Origin of the sequence: Spirillospora sp. NBC_01491 (genome assembly GCF_036227065.1) — a bacterium.
Lineage (GTDB): Bacteria > Actinomycetota > Actinomycetes > Streptosporangiales > Streptosporangiaceae > Spirillospora > Spirillospora xylanilytica.
The window spans coordinates 6,989,632-7,006,692 of the sequence record NZ_CP109432.1 but is presented as its reverse complement, the minus strand read 5'-3'; the positions used below and the strand labels follow the sequence as shown (position 1 = coordinate 7,006,692).

At 73.2% G+C, this 17,061-nt stretch carries 11 protein-coding genes; 1 reads left to right on the top strand and 10 read right to left on the bottom strand.

Translation table 11 applies throughout. The annotated features are described in order from the left end of the window. Positions 1-167 precede the first annotated feature (167 nt). The 6 genes from serA to OHA34_RS32500 all read right to left on the bottom strand — a co-directional run bounded on the left by serA (position 168) and on the right by OHA34_RS32500 (position 8,920). Positions 168-1,757: a phosphoglycerate dehydrogenase gene (gene serA, locus OHA34_RS32525; RefSeq protein ID WP_285937509.1), complete on the bottom strand. Its 1,590-nt coding sequence runs from the start codon at positions 1,755-1,757 to the stop codon at positions 168-170. A gap of 249 nt (positions 1,758-2,006) precedes the next feature. Continuing rightward, on the bottom strand, positions 2,007-2,648 hold the full coding sequence (locus OHA34_RS32520; protein WP_285937510.1) for a hypothetical protein: 642 nt from the start codon (positions 2,646-2,648) through the stop codon (positions 2,007-2,009). A gap of 365 nt (positions 2,649-3,013) precedes the next feature. Then, positions 3,014-4,642, bottom strand: coding sequence for a DUF2079 domain-containing protein (locus OHA34_RS32515; RefSeq protein ID WP_285937511.1), 1,629 nt, complete (start codon positions 4,640-4,642; stop codon positions 3,014-3,016). An 84-nt stretch (positions 4,643-4,726) separates the two neighbouring features. After that, a complete protein-coding gene (locus OHA34_RS32510) occupies positions 4,727-7,372 on the bottom strand; it encodes an FtsX-like permease family protein (RefSeq protein ID WP_329519828.1) in 2,646 nt (881 codons plus the stop codon). Between the two features lie 187 nt (positions 7,373-7,559). Beyond that, entirely contained in the window at positions 7,560-8,276 is a 717-nt protein-coding gene (locus OHA34_RS32505; RefSeq protein WP_285937514.1) for an ABC transporter ATP-binding protein, read from the bottom strand. After that, entirely contained in the window at positions 8,273-8,920 is a 648-nt protein-coding gene (locus OHA34_RS32500) for a PadR family transcriptional regulator (protein WP_285937515.1), read from the bottom strand. Before OHA34_RS32500 ends, OHA34_RS32505 begins: the two co-directional genes overlap by 4 nt. A 139-nt stretch (positions 8,921-9,059) precedes the next feature. On the opposite strand from OHA34_RS32500, the gene OHA34_RS32495 reads away from it, so the two are divergent. Further along, on the top strand, positions 9,060-9,845 hold the full coding sequence (locus OHA34_RS32495) for a hypothetical protein (protein ID WP_285937516.1): 786 nt from the start codon (positions 9,060-9,062) through the stop codon (positions 9,843-9,845). 86 nt (positions 9,846-9,931) lie between these two features. Here OHA34_RS32495 and ilvC read toward each other — a convergent pair whose 3' ends face one another. From ilvC to OHA34_RS32475, 4 genes are all read right to left on the bottom strand, one after another. Next, on the bottom strand, positions 9,932-10,915 hold the full coding sequence (gene ilvC, locus OHA34_RS32490) for a ketol-acid reductoisomerase (RefSeq protein WP_285937518.1): 984 nt from the start codon (positions 10,913-10,915) through the stop codon (positions 9,932-9,934). A 47-nt stretch (positions 10,916-10,962) separates the two neighbouring features. Beyond that, positions 10,963-11,487, bottom strand: a complete 525-nt coding sequence (gene ilvN / locus OHA34_RS32485) for an acetolactate synthase small subunit (RefSeq protein WP_285937519.1) — start codon at positions 11,485-11,487, stop codon at positions 10,963-10,965. A gap of 5 nt (positions 11,488-11,492) precedes the next feature. Next, positions 11,493-13,277: an acetolactate synthase large subunit gene (locus OHA34_RS32480; RefSeq protein WP_285938590.1), complete on the bottom strand. Its 1,785-nt coding sequence runs from the start codon at positions 13,275-13,277 to the stop codon at positions 11,493-11,495. Between the two features lie 248 nt (positions 13,278-13,525). Continuing rightward, complete coding sequence (locus OHA34_RS32475) at positions 13,526-16,546, bottom strand: putative bifunctional diguanylate cyclase/phosphodiesterase (RefSeq protein ID WP_285937520.1); 3,021 nt, start codon at positions 16,544-16,546, stop codon at positions 13,526-13,528. Between the last annotated feature and the right edge of the window lie 515 nt (positions 16,547-17,061).

Here is a 17,061-nt window from a genome sequence, read left to right as displayed (position 1 = left end):
CGGGCCACCGTGGTTCACACCTGACCTCCGACCACGGTACCCGCGCCCGCCCGAAGTGTCCCGACCGGTGGCGGATGTTCTCACGATATGAGACATCAGTCGCTCTCACCTGCGGAAACGAAAAGGCCGTGGCCCCGCGAAGGGGACCACGGCCTCTCGGACGGGGGTCAGGCCTCCAGGTCGACCCGGCGGCCCATGTCGGCGCCCACCTCGGCGCCGATGGCGTCGATCAGCTGCGGCGGGACGGCCGAGTCGACGGTGAGCGCGATCAGCGCCTTGCCGCCCTTGGCGTCCCGGCCGACCTGCATGCTGGCGATGTTGATGCCGGCGTCGCCGAGCAGCTTGCCGACCGCGCCGACGATGCCGGGACGGTCGGTGTAGGCGAACAGGCCCATGTGCGCGGTCGGGACGATCTCCATGTCGTACCCGTTGATCTCGATGATCCGCTCGGTGTGCTTCGGGCCGGTGAGCGTGCCGGACACCGACACCACCGCGCCGTCGGCCATCGTGCCGCGCACCTGCACCACGTTGCGCCAGTCGGGGCTGTCCTCGCTGGTGGTGAGGGTCACCTCGACGCCGCGGCCGGAGGCCAGCAGCGGCGCGTTGACGAAGGTCACCGCCTCTTCGACCACGTCCACGAACACGCCCTTGAGCGCGGCCAGCTCCAGCACCTTGACGTCGTGGCCGGTGATCTCGCCGCGGACCACCACGTCGAGCCGGACCGGCACGCCGCCGGCGAGCGCGGTGAAGATGCGGCCGAGCTTCTCGGCGAGCGGCAGGCCGGGCTTGACGTCCTCGGCGACCGCGCCGCCCTGGACGTTGACCGCGTCGGGCACGAACTCGCCCGACAGCGCCAGCTTGACCGAGCGGGCCACCTGGGTGCCCGCCTTCTCCTGCGCCTCGTGCGTGCTGGCGCCGAGGTGCGGGGTGATCACGACGTTGTCGTGGTGGAACAGCGGGCTCTCGGTGCAGGGCTCGGAGCTGAACACGTCGATGCCCGCGCCGGCGACCCGGCCGTCCTTGAGCGCGAGGTCGAGCGCCTCCTCGTCGACGATCCCGCCGCGGGCGGCGTTGATCACGCGCACGTTCGGCTTGACCAGGTGCAGCTCGCGGTCGCCGATGAGGCCGAGGGTCTCGGGGGTCTTGGGCAGGTGCACGGTGATGAAGTCACTCTCGCGCAGCAGCTCGTCGAGCGTGACGAGCTTCACGCCGAGCTGCGCGGCGCGGGCGGCCTGCACGTACGGGTCGAACGCGATCACGTTCATGTCGAACGCGGCGAGCCGCTGCGCGACCAGCACCCCGATGCGGCCGAGCCCGAGCACGCCGACGGTCTTGCCCTGGAGCTCGACGCCGGTGTACTTGGACCGCTTCCACTCGCCCTGCTTGAGCGCGGCGTGGCCCTGCGGCACGTTCCGGGCGGTGGCCAGCAGCAGCGCGATGGCGTGCTCGGCGGCGGTGACGATGTTGGACGTCGGGGCGTTGACCACCATGACGCCGGCCTTGGTGGCCGACTCGACGTCGACGTTGTCGAGGCCGACGCCGGCGCGGGCCACCACGCGCAGCTTCTTGGCGGCCTGGAACACCTCGGCGGTGACCTTGGTGGCGCTGCGGACGATCAGGGCGTCGACGTCGGCGACGGCGGGCAGCAGCAGCGCGCGGTCGGCGCCGTCTACCTGGCGGACCTCGAAGTCGGACTCCAGGACGGCGATGCCGGCCGGTGAGAGCTCTTCTGCGACGAGGACGACGGGCTTGCTCAAGGAACAGTCCTTTGAAAGTCGGTTTCCGGCGGGTGATGTGCAGCGAAGTTGCGAGTCACCTCGTCGTGCCCTCGCCCCCGAGCGAGTCTATCCCGGTTGGGGCGGGCGCTTCGCGGCGGCGGTGACACCCACCGGTATTCCCCGTTTTGTCAGGTCATCCGGCCCTCCGCACGCCGAAGACCGGACCGTCCGGAGCGGGCACCACCGGACCGTCCGGCCCCGGCGCCCGGGGGCGCCCGGCCCAGCGCGTCAGGCCGCGTTGGGCTCGGGCACGGAGGCCAGGACCGAGGCGACGTGCTCGGCGTCGGCCACCTCCACGTGCGGGACGTCGACGAAGATCCGCAGAGGTCCGGGCGGGAGCCCCAGCTCCTCGGCGACCCCCACCTGGACGCCGCGCAGCGGGATGTAGGACAGGTAGCCGCGCAGGACGTTCTGCGACCGGAACATCGCGGTCATGATCAGCCGGTAGCCGCGAATCCGGAACGAGAGCGCGACCAGGCACGGCACGTCCTCGGCGTTCTCGCCGGGCACCAACAGCGAGATCCACGCGCTGGTCGTCCACGGGCGGGCGCGCAGCAGACCGGTGACCCAGCCGAGCTGGTCGACGCCCTGGAGGTCGCGCAGCCGCGTGCCGTACACGCCGTTCACGGTGCGCCGGGTCCGCTCTTTGGCCCAGTGCACGATCCGGGCGTGGTCCCCGTGGTCGCGCAGGAGGGGGTCCTCCCAGCTCAACGAGGTGACCTCGAAGCAGAGCGGCGGGCCCTCGATGATGGGCCCGCCGTCGGCCATGCCGGCCTCGCCGGCCGACCAGACGTGCCGCAGCGCCGCGATCCACGCCTTCCCGCAGGTCTCATGGCGTGGGACGGGGGCGTCGTCTCTCGCCGCCGCCATGTCACGACTCCCCGCGGTAATTCGGCCCGCGGACCACAATGCGGTCAAGGGATTTACCCACCGGGGGCGATGCGGCGCGCGGGACGAATTCCCGGCGTGCGGTTCGGCGTACTCCCGGCCCGAGTGACTGATCACCTCGCATGGAACTCCGCCCCGCCGTTCCGGCAGCGGTCACGGGGTGTGTTTGCGCTGGTGCGCTGGAGGGCCGCGGCCGTCGCGACTTTCTTCTAGTATCAGGCAAACAACGCGAAAAAGGTAGGTCTATTGCACCGGTCGTGCTTTCTGACCGGCACCATGACCAACCCTTACGCTATACATCGTCCATGTTAGGCCGGGCTCGTCCGGAAAGGCGGGTGGGACTCCGCTCACCACGGATCGGGGGCGTCCCGATGGAGCAGCACGTAGCCGTACCGGCGGAAGACCTCCCGGTATCCGGCCTCGATCAGCGTCTCGACCCGCGCGCGCTGCTCGTCCACCGAGGTGAACGGGAACTCCAGCCGGTCCACGTCCGCGACGACCCACGGCGCGTACCGGGGCTCCCAGTCCCACAGCAGTACCCGGGTGCGGCCGGTGAGGGCGGGCCCGACGCCGTTGGCCGACTCGACCAGCACCCCATCGGGCACCCGGGCCGCCACCGCCGCCGCGGCCCGCGCGCGCTGGTTCTGCTTCCAGAGGGCCGGATCGGCCAGGTCGTTGAACGCGAAGAACGGCACGAGGACGATCCCGGCGGTCAGCATCCCGGCGGCGGGCGCGACCCGCGGCGCCGGCAGCCGGTGCCGGCGCGGGCGCGACCCGGGCACCGCCTGGCGGGACGCGCGCGAGCGCCGCGCCTGCTCCCCGGTCCGTCTCCGGGCCCGCGACACGATCAGGCCGCGGACTCTGACCGCCCCGTCCACCGCGGCGAGGACCAGCACCGCGATCAGGAAGGCGTTGTAGTGGTAGCTCGGCGCCCACCAGTTGCTGAAGCGGCTGGCCAGCATCCGCTCGGCCAGCAGCGGCAGGACGGTGAGCGTCAGCGGGGACGCCAGCGGCAGCAGCAGCAGCGGCAGCACCAGCAGCGCCATCGTGGCGAGCTTGCCCGGCGGCGTGGTGAGCGTCGCCACCACGTCCCAGGGGCGGGTCAGGGCGTGCGCGGCGGCACTCGGCAGGTCGGGCCCGAGCGAGCCGTAGGCCCAGTAGTAGTCGTTGTCACCGCCGAACGCCGCGATGATCAGCCGTGAGCACACCCAGGTCGCGACCAGCCCGGCCGCCAGGCAGGCGAACCCGGCGGGCCGGTCGCCGCGCAGCGGCCAGGCGCGCACTCCCCCCGCGCCCCGAGGGCGGCGGGCGAGCAGGAAGAGGCCGAACCCGGCGAGCAGCAGCCCCATGTCCTCCTTGACCAGCAGCAGCGCCACCGCGGCGACCGCCGCCTGCCCGCGCCTGCCCGCGTCGTACCGCTCCACCAGCAGCGCCGACAGCAGCGGGACGAACGCGACCTCGTGGAAGTCGAACGACAGGGCCTCGGCGACCGGCCAGGACAGCGCGTAGGCGCCGGCGGCGCAGTACGCGGCGCCCGCGCCGAGGCGGCGTTCGGTGTAGCGCCAGATCGGGACGATCGCCAGGGCGAACAGCGCCGCCTGGGCGATGAGCAGCGTGGCGGGCCCGTCGTGGATCCAGTAGAGCGGCGCCAGCAGCGCGAGGGCGGGCGAGAAGTGGTCGCCGAGGATCGGGAAGCCGGGACCGAAGCCGTTGTGCACGCCCTTGACCATCGCGACCGGCAGGCCGAACCCGCTGTACGAGCGGACCCCCTGATCGAAGATGACCAGGTCGTAGCTGGTCGTCCGAAACGCCCGCAGGCGCATCAGCGAGTACGCGGCGTACACGGCCGCCGTCACCACGATCAGCGCGGCGAGCGGCGGGCGCGGCCGATGGAGGCGGCGCGGACGGCGGAACCACCGCCGGCGAGCGGTGGGGGCCTCGTCCGCCGGCCCCTCCCCGATCACTCTCTCGGCCACGCGCCAGGACGCTACCAGCAGCCCGGCGCCCGACCGAACCACCGGACGGGGACGGGCCGGAAGCGGACCGGCCCGTCCCCCCACTCAGGCGGTCACGCGGCGGGCCATCGGGAGCCGCGAACGGGTGAACAGCCCGGCGGCGAGCATCGCGACCAGCGGGATCACGATCGCGATCACCCCGAGCAGCGTCCAGGGGATGTCGAGGATCGGACCGTGGCCCGCCGCCTCCAGCATCCCCCCGGCCCCATGGACGGGCTCCACCAGGGTGAGCGTGCGCGCGACCGCGATGCCCGGGACGAGCCCGGCCGCCAGGCCGAGCCAGCAGCCGAGCAGCGCGACGAACCACGCCTGGCCCATCATCAGCAGCCGCCGGGTCCGCGGATGGGCGCCGACGGCGGCCAGGGTCGCCAGGTCCGGACGGGCGTCGGCGGCGGACAGGCCCGTCGCGATCAGCGAGCCGCCGAGCGCCAGCACCGCGCCGACCACCCCCAGCAGCAGCGTCGTCCTCCCGAACGAGCCGGTGAACCCCCGCTCGACGTACACGCCGCCGCCGTCCTTGCCGTAGTCGAGGAGGACCTCCTTCAGCCGCGCCTCCTCGGCGCCGGTGACCCGGTGCTCGGCCCGGTCCACTCCGAACGCCTCGGTCCGGGGCGGGACCCCGATCCGCCGCGCGACCTCGGGCGGGACGAGCACGCGCGCGTGCGGATCACCGGGGAGGGTGACCGCGGGCAGCCCCGGCACCGTCTTCAGCGTCCGCTGCCGCCCCCCGTTCGCCTCCCACACCGACACCCTGGCGGTGGTGACGGCGTCCTGCGGGGGTTTGGCGCCGAAGAACACCACCTTGCCCGCCGCGAGCGCCGCCGTGACGGCCGGATCGTCGCGGCCCAGCAGGAACCGCGCCTCCTTCGCCCCGGCCACCACGTTGTCGATGGTGATCTCCCCGGGTCCGTGCTCCGCGGTGAACGCGACGCCGGGGCACTCCTGCGGGCGGCCAGACTCGCACCCGCTCTCCTCGCCCGGCAGGGTCCGCAGCTCCACGAGCGGGACGCCGGGCAGCTCCCGCCGGACGGCCCGTCCGGCCTCGGCCGCCCGGTCAGCGGGCGCCCGGAGCAGTGCCGACCCGGGCGGGAGCCTCCGCTCGTACTCCCGCCGCTCCTGCTGGAAGTCGCTGGCGCCCCCGATGGCCAGCGCGGTGATCCCGGCGACCGCCGCCATGATCGCGGCGACCACGGGCGCGGACCGGGCCCGGTTGCGCGAGCCGTCCCGCACCGCGAGCCGCAGCGGCAGCGGCAGGAACCGGGCCGCGCGCCCGGCCGCCGCCACCAGCCACGGCGCCACCAGCACGCAGCCGATGGTGATCGCCGTGGCCCCGAACGCCGCGCCGAGCTCCCGCCAGAACCGCACCCCGACCAGGCTCAGCACGACGCCCGCCACGATCAGCACGGCGCCGGCGAGCGGCCGACCGAGGCGGACCCGGCCCCCGTCGCGCCGTCCGGCCAGCGCGGCCACGACCTCCGCCCGCGCGGCCTGCCGGGCGGGCAGGTACGCGGCGACCAGGCCGCTGCCCACGCCCAGCGCCATGGTGGCCGCGGCCAGCGCCCACGGCACCTCGAACGGGCCCATCCGCTCGCCGCCGGCCATGTGGACGCACTGCCTGGCCAGCGCGGCGGCGCCGATCCCGAGCCCCGCGCCGGCCAGCGCGGCGGCCGAGCCGAGCACCAGCCCGCCCGCGAGCACCACCGCGCGCAGGTGCCGGCGGTCGCCGCCCGCGGCGGCGATCAGCGCGAGCTGCCGCCGCCGGTGCCGGACGCCCACCGCGAACGCGGGCCCGGTCAGCAGCACCACCTCCAGCACGATCATCGCGACGGCCAGGGCCATGACCTCCCGCCCGCCCGTGTCCCCGGACCTCACCAGGTCCTGATCGACCTCACTCGCCGGCGGCGGATGCTCCACGGCGTCCCGGGACAGCACCGACAGCCCGGCCTTGTTGAACTCCTTGACGTCGGCCCAGGTGACCGGCCGTCCCGCCGAGACCAGCCACTGCGGCGGCTCGGGCGACCGACCCGGGAACGCGCCGGGCAGGCCCAGCGTGATCGCCGCATCGGGCCGCCTCGGGTCGATCACGTACCCGACGACCCGCTTGGGCGTCCCCTCCCGTCCGACCTGCGCCATCGAGCCGAGCGTGAAGCCCTTCCCGCGCAGCGAGGGCGCCAGGGCCACCTCGTCCGCCGACGCCGGCGCCCGCCCCGCGGTGACCTCGAACATGCCGCGCGCCAGCGGGTCGCGGAGATCGAGCTCCTTCAGGTCGGCGCGGACGTACCCGTGCGCGGTCCGCAGCACCCCCCGCGTCCCGGTCGAGACCGGCACGATCCGGACCCCCGGCCCGTACTTCGCGGCGAGCGTCCGGCCGACCTCGCCGGACGTCCAGGGGGCGTCGGCATCACCCGCAGGCGCGGGCCGGGCCTGGAGCTCCTCCAGGCCCGGCGTCTGGTCCACGGGTTCTCGGCCGAACGCGTAGAACCGCGCGTCGGCCGTCCCGAGCTCGTACGGCAGCTCCTCCTTCGGCGACCATGCGGCCGTCTGCGCCAGCACCGCCAGCGCGACGACCGCGAGGACGGGGAGGCCGATCATGCACAGCACCAGGGCCGTGCGTCCCTTGGACCGCATCGCGTCCCGCCGCGCGATCCGCACCGCCGCCCGGTGCGCGCTCCCCCTGCTCACCCTGCTCATCGGCTCACTCCGTTCGCGCGTTCGTGGCCGCTTCACGCGGTGGCTTCCCTCGTCGCAGGCTCCTCAGTCCAGCCACCGCGCGGCCACTCACCCTGCTCATCGGCCCACTCCGTTCGCGCGTTCGTGGCCGCTTCACGCGGTGGCTTCCCTCGTCGCAGGCTCCTCAGTCCAGCCACCGCGCGGCCACTCACCGGACGTCCTGGAGGAGGGTCTCGGGGCCGGAGCGCGAGCCGGTCGTGTCGACCATGCGGCCGTCGCGGAGGAACACCACCCGGTCCGACCATGCGGCGTGCCTGGACTCGTGCGTCACCATCAGGCAGGCGGCGCCCGCGTCGCAGCGGGCGCGCAGGAGGCGCATGACGTCTTCGCCGGTGTTGCTGTCGAGGGCGCCGGTCGGCTCGTCGGCCAGGACCAGCCGGCGGTCGCCGACCAGGGCGCGGGCGATCGCCACCCGCTGCTGCTGGCCGCCGGACATCTCGTCGGGGAACTGGTCCGCCAGCTCGTCGACGCCGACCTCGCGCAGCGCGAGCGCGGCCTCGCGGCGGGCCCGGCGGGTGCCGGCGCCGTCGAGCTCGCGGGGCAGCATCACGTTCTCGATCGCGGTGAGGCCGGGGATGAGGTTGAGGTCCTGGAAGACGTAGCCGACGTGCCGGCGGCGCAGCGCCGACAGCCCGGACCGGCCGAGCGTCCCGAGGTCGGTGCCCTCGATGACGACCCGGCCCGAGGTGGGGGCGTCCAGGCCGCCGGCGAGGGTGAGCAGCGTCGACTTGCCCGAGCCGGACGGGCCCATCACGGCGACGAACTCCCCCGCCGCGACGCTGAGGCCGATGCCCGCGAGCGCGTGCACCAGGCCGGCGCCGGCGCCGTGGTCGCGGGACACCGCGTGCAGTTCCAGGACGTTCACCGGCGTGCCCTCTCGGCGCCGTCGGGCCGGGCGCGCACGCCGGATCCGGGACGTTCGGCCGCGCCGCCCGTACCGCCCGTGCCGCCCGCCGCGTCCGTGCGCTCCGCCGGGGCCGCGTCGTCGGCGCGGACCACGTACGCCTCGCAGTGGTCCAGCCAGCGCGCCTCGGCCTCGGCCTGGAAGATCATGGATTCGAGGACCAGCCGCCAGGCGCGGTCGGCCTGACCGGCCGGGACCGCCGGGGCGTCGGCCTTGAGCCGGGTGAGCTCCTGGAGCGAGCGCAGGGTGGCGGTGCGCTGGGTCTGGACGACGCCCACGACGTCGACGCCGGGCGTGGTGACCGCCATGGCCAGCTTGATCGACAGCTCGTCCCGGGGACGGTCGGTGCGCGCGATCGGGGTGGCGAACCAGCGCCGCACCTCCTCCTCGCCGTCCGGGGTGATCCGGTAGACGAACCGGCCCTCGTCGTCGGCGCCGACCCGGGTGACCCGTTCGTCGCGTTCGAGGCGGGCCAGGGTCGAGTAGACCTGCCCGATGTTGAGGGGCCAGGTGGCCCCGGTGGACGATTCGAACTCCGTGCGGAGCTGGTAGCCGTAGCGGGGCCCCTGGGACAGCAGGGCCAGCAGGCCGTGACGTATGGACATGCCTACCAAGTATGCATACCGAGTATGCTCATGGCAATACCGAGTATGCATGATGGGACACGCCGAACCGGATTGCACCGTGACAGAACGGCCGGGCCCTTACCGTGAACCGGTATTCCCGCCCCACCTGGAGAGCCCCGTGACCTCGGATTGCACCATCAGTGTCCTGCGCGACGTTCTGAGCGTTTACGACCACCGCTTCCTCGGCCTGGACGGCCCGCAGCGGGACCGCCTGGTCGACGGCACCCTCAGGATCCTCGGCACCGACGGGCTGGACGAGGCCACCCGGGCCGCGCTGCCCGCCTCCTACCGGCTGCGGGCGTTCTGCATCCGGCACGGCCTGCGCGAGGAGCTGGAGCAGCTGATCCGCGACGAGGCGGCCGGGAACCGGGCGGGCGCCGTCGTGGTCGGCGGCCGGGTCTACGCCCTGTACCCCTACCTGCGTGGCGTCTCCAGGCAGGACGCCGACATCACCGCCGAGGTCGGCGTGGAGCACCGGCTCGACGCGGTCGGCCGGCAGGGGTTCAACGCGCGGATCCGCGGACGGGCCGCGCTCGAGCAGGTCGAGACGCGCCGCACGGATGTGGAGCTGGTGCTGCGCAAGCGCGGCGGCTCGGGCGCCGAGCACCGCTTCCCCGCCGTGGAACGCGAGGACGGCTTCGAGGCGTTCGCCGACCTGACCCTGCCGGGGCCGGGCCGGTGGGACGTGCACGTGTCCGCCACCACGCTGGGCGTGACCCGTGAGGCGCGGTTCGGCACCGTGCGGGGCCCGAGGCTGAACACCGACACGTCCAAGCAGGGCATCGTCTCGGCCGGCGACGCGACCGTCTACTTCACCAAGGGCGGCCACCTGGCGGTGCTGGTCCGGGGCGAATCCCGGCCCGTGCCGCTGAGCACCCGCATCCGCCGCCGCCTCATCCGCTGAGCCCCACCTCTGAAGCGCGTCCGACGAAGAACGCGGCGTGCCGCCCTCGGGGGCGGCACGTCGCGTTCAGGCGTGGGGGAACGAACTCAGTCGTTCAGCCAGCTCATCATCGGGCGCAGCTGGGCGCCGGTCTTCTCGATCGGGTGCTCGGCGTGCTCCTGGCGGTACTTGGCGAACTGGGCCTGGCCGCCCTCGAACTCGCTCACCAGCTCCTTGGCGTACTCGCCGGACTGGATCTCGCCGAGGATCTTCTTCATCTCCGCCTTGGTGTCGGCGTTGATCAGGCGCGGGCCGCGGCTGTAGCCGCCGTACTCGGCGTTGTCGGAGACCGACCAGTACATCTTGGAGATGCCGCCCTCGTACATCAGGTCGACGATCAGCTTCAGCTCGTGCAGCACCTCGAAGTAGGCGATCTCCGGCTGGTAGCCGGCCTCGATCAGCACCTCGAACCCGGTCTTGATCAGCTCGGACGCGCCACCGCACAGGACCGTCTGCTCACCGAACAGGTCGGTCTCGGTCTCCTCGGTGAAGGTGGTCTTGATGCCGCCGGCGCGCAGGCCGCCGATGCCCTTGGCGTAGGACAGGGCCAGGTCCCAGGCGTTGCCGCTGGCGTCCTTGTCGACCGCGACCAGCACCGGCACGCCGCGGCCCGCGGTGAACTGGCGGCGGACCAGGTGCCCGGGGCCCTTCGGCGCGACCATCGCCACGTCCACGCCCTCGGGCGGCTGGACCAGGTCGTACCGGATGCTGAAGCCGTGCCCGAAGAACAGCGCGTCGCCCTCGACCAGCGCGGGGCGGATGTCCTTCTCGAAGATCTCCCGGTGGTGGTGGTCCGGGGCCAGGAGCATGATCAGGTCGGCCTCCTCGGCCGCCTCGGCGGGGGTGACGACGCGCAGGCCCTCGGCCTCGGCCTTCTCCCGGCTGGACGAGCCCTCGCGGAGTCCGACCCGGACGTCGACGCCGGAGTCGCGCAGCGACAGAGCGTGCGCGTGCCCCTGGCTGCCGTACCCGATGATCGCGACGTGCCGGCCCTGGATGACGCTCAGGTCGGCGGCGTCGTCATAGAACATCTCAGCCACAGTGCTGCTGCCTTTCGGTTGTGTGTGTCAGATTCGGGTCACGCGCTGCGCTCGATGGCGCGCAGCGAGCGGTCTGTGATGGAGCGGGCCCCGCGGCCGACGGCGACCATGCCCGACTGCACCAGCTCCTTGATGCCGAACGGCTCCAGGACCCGGATGAAGGCGTCGAGCTTGTCGCGGTTGCCGGTCGCCTCGATGGTGACCGCGTCCGGCGCCACGTCGACGACCTTGGCGCGGAACAGCGTCACGGTCTCCAGCACCTGCGACCGGGTCTCGGCGTCGGCGCGGACCTTGATCAGGATCAGCTCGCGCTGGACCGACGCGGAGGTGTCCAGCTCGACGATCTTGAGCACGTTGATCAGCTTGTTGAGCTGCTTGGTGACCTGCTCCAGGGGCAGGCCCTCGACGTTCACCACGATCGTCATCCGGGAGATCTCCGGATGCTCGGTGGTGCCCACCGCGAGGGACTCGATGTTGAAGCCGCGCCGGGAGAACAGGGCGGCGACCCTGGCGAGGATGCCCGGCTTGTTCTCCACCAGGACCGAGAGGGTGTGCAGGCTCATCGGGATCAGTCTCCGTTCTCCCAGTCGGGGGCCATGTCCCGAGCGATCTTGATGTCGTCGTTGGTGGTGCCCGCGGCGACCATCGGCCAGACCATGGCGTCCTGGTGCACGACGAAGTCGATCACGACGGGGGCGTCGTTGATCTCCATGGCCTTGGCGATGACCTCGTCGACGTCCTCGGCCCGGTCGCAGCGCAGCCCGATGCACCCGTAGGCCTCGGCCAGCTTGACGAAGTCGGGGATCATCGTGGTGCCGACGGCGCGCTCGGGCGACTTCTGCGAGTGCAGGGTGGTGTTGGAGTAGCGGCCCTCGTAGAAGAGCGTCTGCCACTGCCGGACCATGCCGAGGTTGCCGTTGTTGATGATCGCGACCTTGATCGGGATGCCCTCGATCGCGCAGGTGGCCAGCTCCTGGTTGGTCATCTGGAAGCAGCCGTCGCCGTCGATCGCCCACACCTGCGAGCCGGGCGCGCCGGCCTTGGCGCCCATCGCGGCCGGGACCGCGTAGCCCATGGTGCCGGCGCCGCCGGAGTTGAGGAACGCGCCGGGCCGCTCGTACTTGACGAACTGCGCGGTCCACATCTGGTGCTGGCCGACGCCCGCGACGTAGTAGGCCTCCGGGCCGACGAGGCGGCCGATCCGCTCGATGACGTACTGCGGGGACAGCGACCCGTCGTCCGGGGTGTCGTACCCGAGCGGGTAGGTGTCGCGCCAGGCGTCGAGCTGCCGCCACCAGTCGGTGTAGTCACCGGTGCGCCCGGCCTCGTGCTCGGCCTGGACGGCCACGATCAGGTCGGCGATGACCTCGCGGGCGTCGCCGACGATCGGGACGTCGGCGTGCCGGTTCTTGGAGATCTCGGCCGGGTCGATGTCGGCGTGCACGACCTTGGCGTGCGGCGCGAACCCGTCGAGATTGCCGGTGACCCGGTCGTCGAACCGGGCGCCGAGCACGACCAGCAGGTCGGACCGCTGGAGCGCGCCGACCGCGCCGACGCTGCCGTGCATGCCCGGCATGCCCATGTGCTGCGGGTGGCTGTCGGGCAGCGCGCCCTTGGCCATCAGGGTGGTGACGACCGGCGCGCCGGTCAGCTCGGTGAGGACCTTCAGCTCGGCGGCGGCGCCGGCCTTCAGCACCCCGCCGCCGACGTACAGCACCGGGCGCTCGGCGCGGGCGATCAGCCGGGCCGCCTCGCGGACCTGCTTGGAGTGCGGCCGGGTGACCGGCCGGTACCCGGGGAGCTGGAGCTGGACGGGCCACTCGAACTCGACGGTGGCCTGGAGCGCGTCCTTGGAGATGTCGACCAGGACCGGCCCGGGACGTCCGGTGCCGGCGATGTGGAACGCCTCGGCGACCGTCCGGCCGATCTCCTCCGCGTTGGTCACCAGGAAGTTGTGCTTGGTGATCGGCATCGTGATGCCCGCGATGTCGGCCTCCTGGAACCCGTCGGTCCCGATCAGCGAGGACGCCACCTGGCCGGTGATCGCCACGATCGGCACCGAGTCCATGTAGGCGTCGGAGATCGCGGTGACCAGGTTGGTCGCGCCCGGCCCGCTGGTCGCCATGCACACGCCGACCTTGCCGGTGACCTGTGCGTAGCCCTGCGCCGCGTGGCCCGCGCCCTGCTCGTGCCGGACCAGGATGTGACGCAGCTTGGTGGAGTCGAAGATCGGGTCGTAGGCGGGGAGGATCGCGCCTCCCGGAATGCCGAACACGGTGTCGACGCCGACGTTCTCCAGGGCACGGACCAGCGCCTGGGCTCCCGTCATCTGTTCGGTCGTCATGTTCCTGATTTCCTTGGGGAGAAGTCTGTGCCCGCTGGGGGCGCGCGGAGCGCGCGGTCTCCCAGGTCACACGGCCAACAAAAAACCCCCGCCGCCTAATGGCGGTCGAGGGGCGCGCGCAGGACGAAAAGCTTGATCAGCCTGCGCGCCGACCAAGTACTACGAGGATGATGGAACTGTTCTGCACGAGCCCCACTTTCGCCGACTTCAGGCCGCCGGTCAAATCCTTGGACAGTCTATCTCATCATCCGAGACGGCTAGAGCACGTCGACCGGGGGCAGCGCGGCGTCCTGGAGCGGCAGCCCGACCTCACCCGGCAGCCCCTGGGCCTTGAGGTTCGTCCGCACCAGCGACTCGACCCGGCCCGCCGCCATCGGCCGCGCCACCAGAAAACCCTGACCGCGCGGGCAGTCCATCGCGCGCAGCAGTTCGAGCTGCTCGGGCCGCTCGATGCCCTCGGCCACCACGGTCAGCCCGAGGTCGCGGCCCAGCCGGACGATGGTGCGGGTGAGCAGGGTCAGCGTCTCGTCGGAGCCGAGCCCCGCCACGAACGACGGATCGATCTTGATGATGTCGACCGGGAGCTGCCCCAGGTAGGCCAGCGAGGCGTAGCCGGTGCCGAAGTCGTCGATGGCGAGCCGGACGCCGAGGTCGCGCAGCGCCGACAGCCGGGCCACGTTCTGCCCCGCGTCCTCGACCAGCACCTCCTCCCGCACCTCCAGGGTGAGGGCCTGCGGCGGCAGCCCGGTGTCGGCCAGCGCCGCCGCGACCGACTCGACGAACCGCGGCGCGGCGATCTGCCGCGCGGTGAAGTTGACCGACAGGCCGACGTCCCAGGAGTCGCCGCGCCAACGCGCCACCTCGCGGCACGCCTCGCGCAGCACCCAGTCGCCGAGCGGGGTCATCAGGCCCGACTCCTCGGCGGGCCCGATGAACTCCTCGGGCGGCACCGCCTCGTTGCCCCGCCACCAGCGCAGCAGCGCCTCGACCCCGGTGACCCGGGAGGTCGCCAGCTCGACCACCGGCTGGAACTCCACCGAGAACTGGTCCTCGGCGAGCGCCCGCTGGAGATCGCTGCCGAGTTCGAGGCGGCGGACGACGTCGGCGTGCATGTGCGGGGCGAAGACCTCGACCCGCCCGCCGCCGAGCTCCTTGGCGCGAGCCATCGCCAGGTCGCCGTTGCGGATCAGGTCGGCGGCGCTGCGCCGCAGCCTGCGGCCCGCCTCGGGGCCGGTGCCCGGCAGGGGCGGCGCCCCCCGGGACGGCTGCTCGTCCTCGACGAAGGCGATGCCGACGCTGGCGGTGAGCACGATGCCCTTGGTGCCCACCCGGTAGGGGTCGGCCGAAAGGATGCGCAGGAGCCGTTCGGCCAGCTCCACCGCCGCCCGCGTCTCGCCGCCCTGGCCGCGCCCGCCGCCGGGGCCGTCGCCCTGGCCGCGGGCCGATCCGCCCGGGGCGTCCGCCGGGAGCTGGACCAGCACGGCGAACTCGTCGCCGCCCCACCGGGCCACGGTCCCGTCGGCCTGCACGGTGGCGCGCAGCCGCCGCGCGGCCTGCGCCAGCACCTGGTCGCCGGCGGCGTGCCCGGCCGAGTCGTTGACGGCGGTGAAGCCGTCGAGGTCGACGAAGACCACCGCGACCTTGCCGCCGCACCGCTGCCGGGACAGCACCTCGCGGGTGCGCTCCTCGAAGTAGGCCCGGTTGGGCAGGCCGGTGAGCCCGTCGTGGAAGGTCAGATGCGCGACCTGGCGCTGGAGCGCGGCCTGCTCGCTGAGGTCGCGGGTGGTGATCAGCAGCCGGCCGGGCGCCTCGCCGATGCCGCTGTAGCGCGAGACCGTCGACTCGGTGGGCAGCCAGGTGCCGTCTGCGGCCCGGACCCTGAAGGAGACCCTGAGCGTGCCGGGCACCGCGTCCTCGTCCTCGGCCGCGATCCCGGTCTCGTCGGCCTCCAGGAAGCACCTGAAGACCTCCTGGACGCGCGGCAGGTCCTCGGGGTGGACGATCTCGACGAGGGGACGCCCGAGGATCTCCTCGGGCTCGTACCGGTAGGTCCGCAGCGCGCCCGCGCTGGCGTACTGGACCGACCCGTCGAGGCCGCAGATCAGCACCGCGTCGTTGATGCTCTCCGACAGGGCCCGGAAGTGGTCCTCGCCAGTGTCGACGGCCCGGCGCAGCGCGTCGTTCTCGCGCAGCAGGCCCGCCAGCCGCGCCAGCAGCACCAGCGCGGCCGTGCCCGCGACGAACGACACGACGGGTTCGAGCCCGTTCGACCCGGTCAGCGAGTGCCCCGCGACGAACAGCGCGGCGGCGGCGGCGATCGCCGCCGGGGCGATGCCCGGCCCGATCATCCGGCCGCACTCCTCGTCGCCGTCGCCGTCGGCGGGCCCCGGGTCGGCGCCGTAGGGCACGGCCGCCGGGACCTTGGCCGCGCGCGGCGGCGGGCCGGTCCACGGCACCAGGACCAGCAGCAGCAGCCCGGCCAGGCGCAGGATGTCGGCCGGGTCGTCGGCCGGGACGCCGCCGCGCACCCGGACGACCGTGGTGACGATGTCGGCGAGCGCGAACGCCGCCAGCGCCCCGTACCCCATCCAGGCCGTGCGGCGGTGCCCGCGCGCCGCGCCGAGGACGAACGGCAGCGCGCCGCACACCAGGACGATGTCGATCAGCGGGTACAGCAGTTCGAGGAAGAACTCCGAGGACGACTCGCCCGACCGGTGGTAGGCGACGCCGAACAGCGCGACCCAGCCGAGCACGAACAGCGCGCAGGCGAAGACGTAGGTGTCGGCCGCGTAGCGCACCCAGACGCGGACGTCGCGGGGCAGCCGGATCGGCACCACGAGCCCGGTGACCAGCGCGGCCACGGCGGCGAGGTAGAAGAGGTCGGTGACCGACAGGGACAGGGCGCTGCGGCTCACCGAGTCGGCGAACGCGCTGCCGACCGCGCCCACGAACCAGCAGGCCGCGGCGATGCCGTACCAGCGCCAGGACGCCCGCCAGAGCGTCCCCGGGCCGCCGCCGCCCGCTCCTCCCGCACCGCCCGCACCACCGCCGGTAGCGGCAGCGGAGGGGGCGGGGTCGGGCGCCGGGACGCGGGGCCTGCGCGAGGACACCAGCAGGGAGACCGCCGCCGCCGCGGCGGCGCCCGCCTCGGACCAGGCCAGGAAGGCCGTGCCGCCCCAGCCGAGCAGCGAACCGAGGGCGTAGAGCACGCCGACGACCGCGACCATGCCGACGGGCACCGCCCGCGGCGGCAACCGCCTGGCGTTCTCGCCGCTCATCGCGCCGTGTCCCTTCCAGCTCGCTCGGAGCGCTCGGCCTCCCGCAGGCGCCGCGCCGCGCCTGACGGGGGGAGGTGTGTCCAGGAACCACTCCGGCCGACCGGATAACGGCCGGAGGATGTCAGATCGTGCCCCGCCCAGGGTCGGCGCGGGACCGGCGGCGTGCGCGTCGGCTGCGCCGGCCGGGGATCAGCAACGTCGCTGTGCGGGATCACCGTGACAGTCAATGTACGTTCCGTAGGTCACGGAGCGATTGAGGCTGGGCGTCCTCCCGGCGACAAACCTCCTCGTGAGGCGCCGACCACGACTGGGTCGCGCGGGTACGTCACGGTATCGGCCACTTGCCCGGGATAACGCTCCGTGTTCGGAACAGCCGCCGGTCAGGCGTGCGCGCGGCCGGACCCGGCCGTTGTGTCGTACGCCACATCTGTGCCTTGATGGGCATATGCGCCGCACCTCAGCCCCATCCGTCCCCGGAAACCCGCGGCTTCCTCGCACATCTGCGGCGTTCGTCA

Excerpts from the sequence above, each read along its gene's own strand:
- OHA34_RS32520 (WP_285937510.1), bottom strand. The coding sequence starts at position 2,648 with ATGGCGGCGGCGAGAGACGACGCCCCCGTCCCACGCCATGAGACCTGC.
- OHA34_RS32510 (WP_329519828.1), bottom strand. The coding sequence starts at position 7,372 with ATGAGCAGGGTGAGCAGGGGGAGCGCGCACCGGGCGGCGGTGCGGATC.
- OHA34_RS32500 (WP_285937515.1), bottom strand. The coding sequence starts at position 8,920 with ATGTCCATACGTCACGGCCTGCTGGCCCTGCTGTCCCAGGGGCCCCGC.
- ilvC (WP_285937518.1), bottom strand. The coding sequence starts at position 10,915 with ATGTTCTATGACGACGCCGCCGACCTGAGCGTCATCCAGGGCCGGCAC.
- ilvN (WP_285937519.1), bottom strand. The coding sequence starts at position 11,487 with ATGAGCCTGCACACCCTCTCGGTCCTGGTGGAGAACAAGCCGGGCATC.
- OHA34_RS32475 (WP_285937520.1), bottom strand. The coding sequence starts at position 16,546 with ATGAGCGGCGAGAACGCCAGGCGGTTGCCGCCGCGGGCGGTGCCCGTC.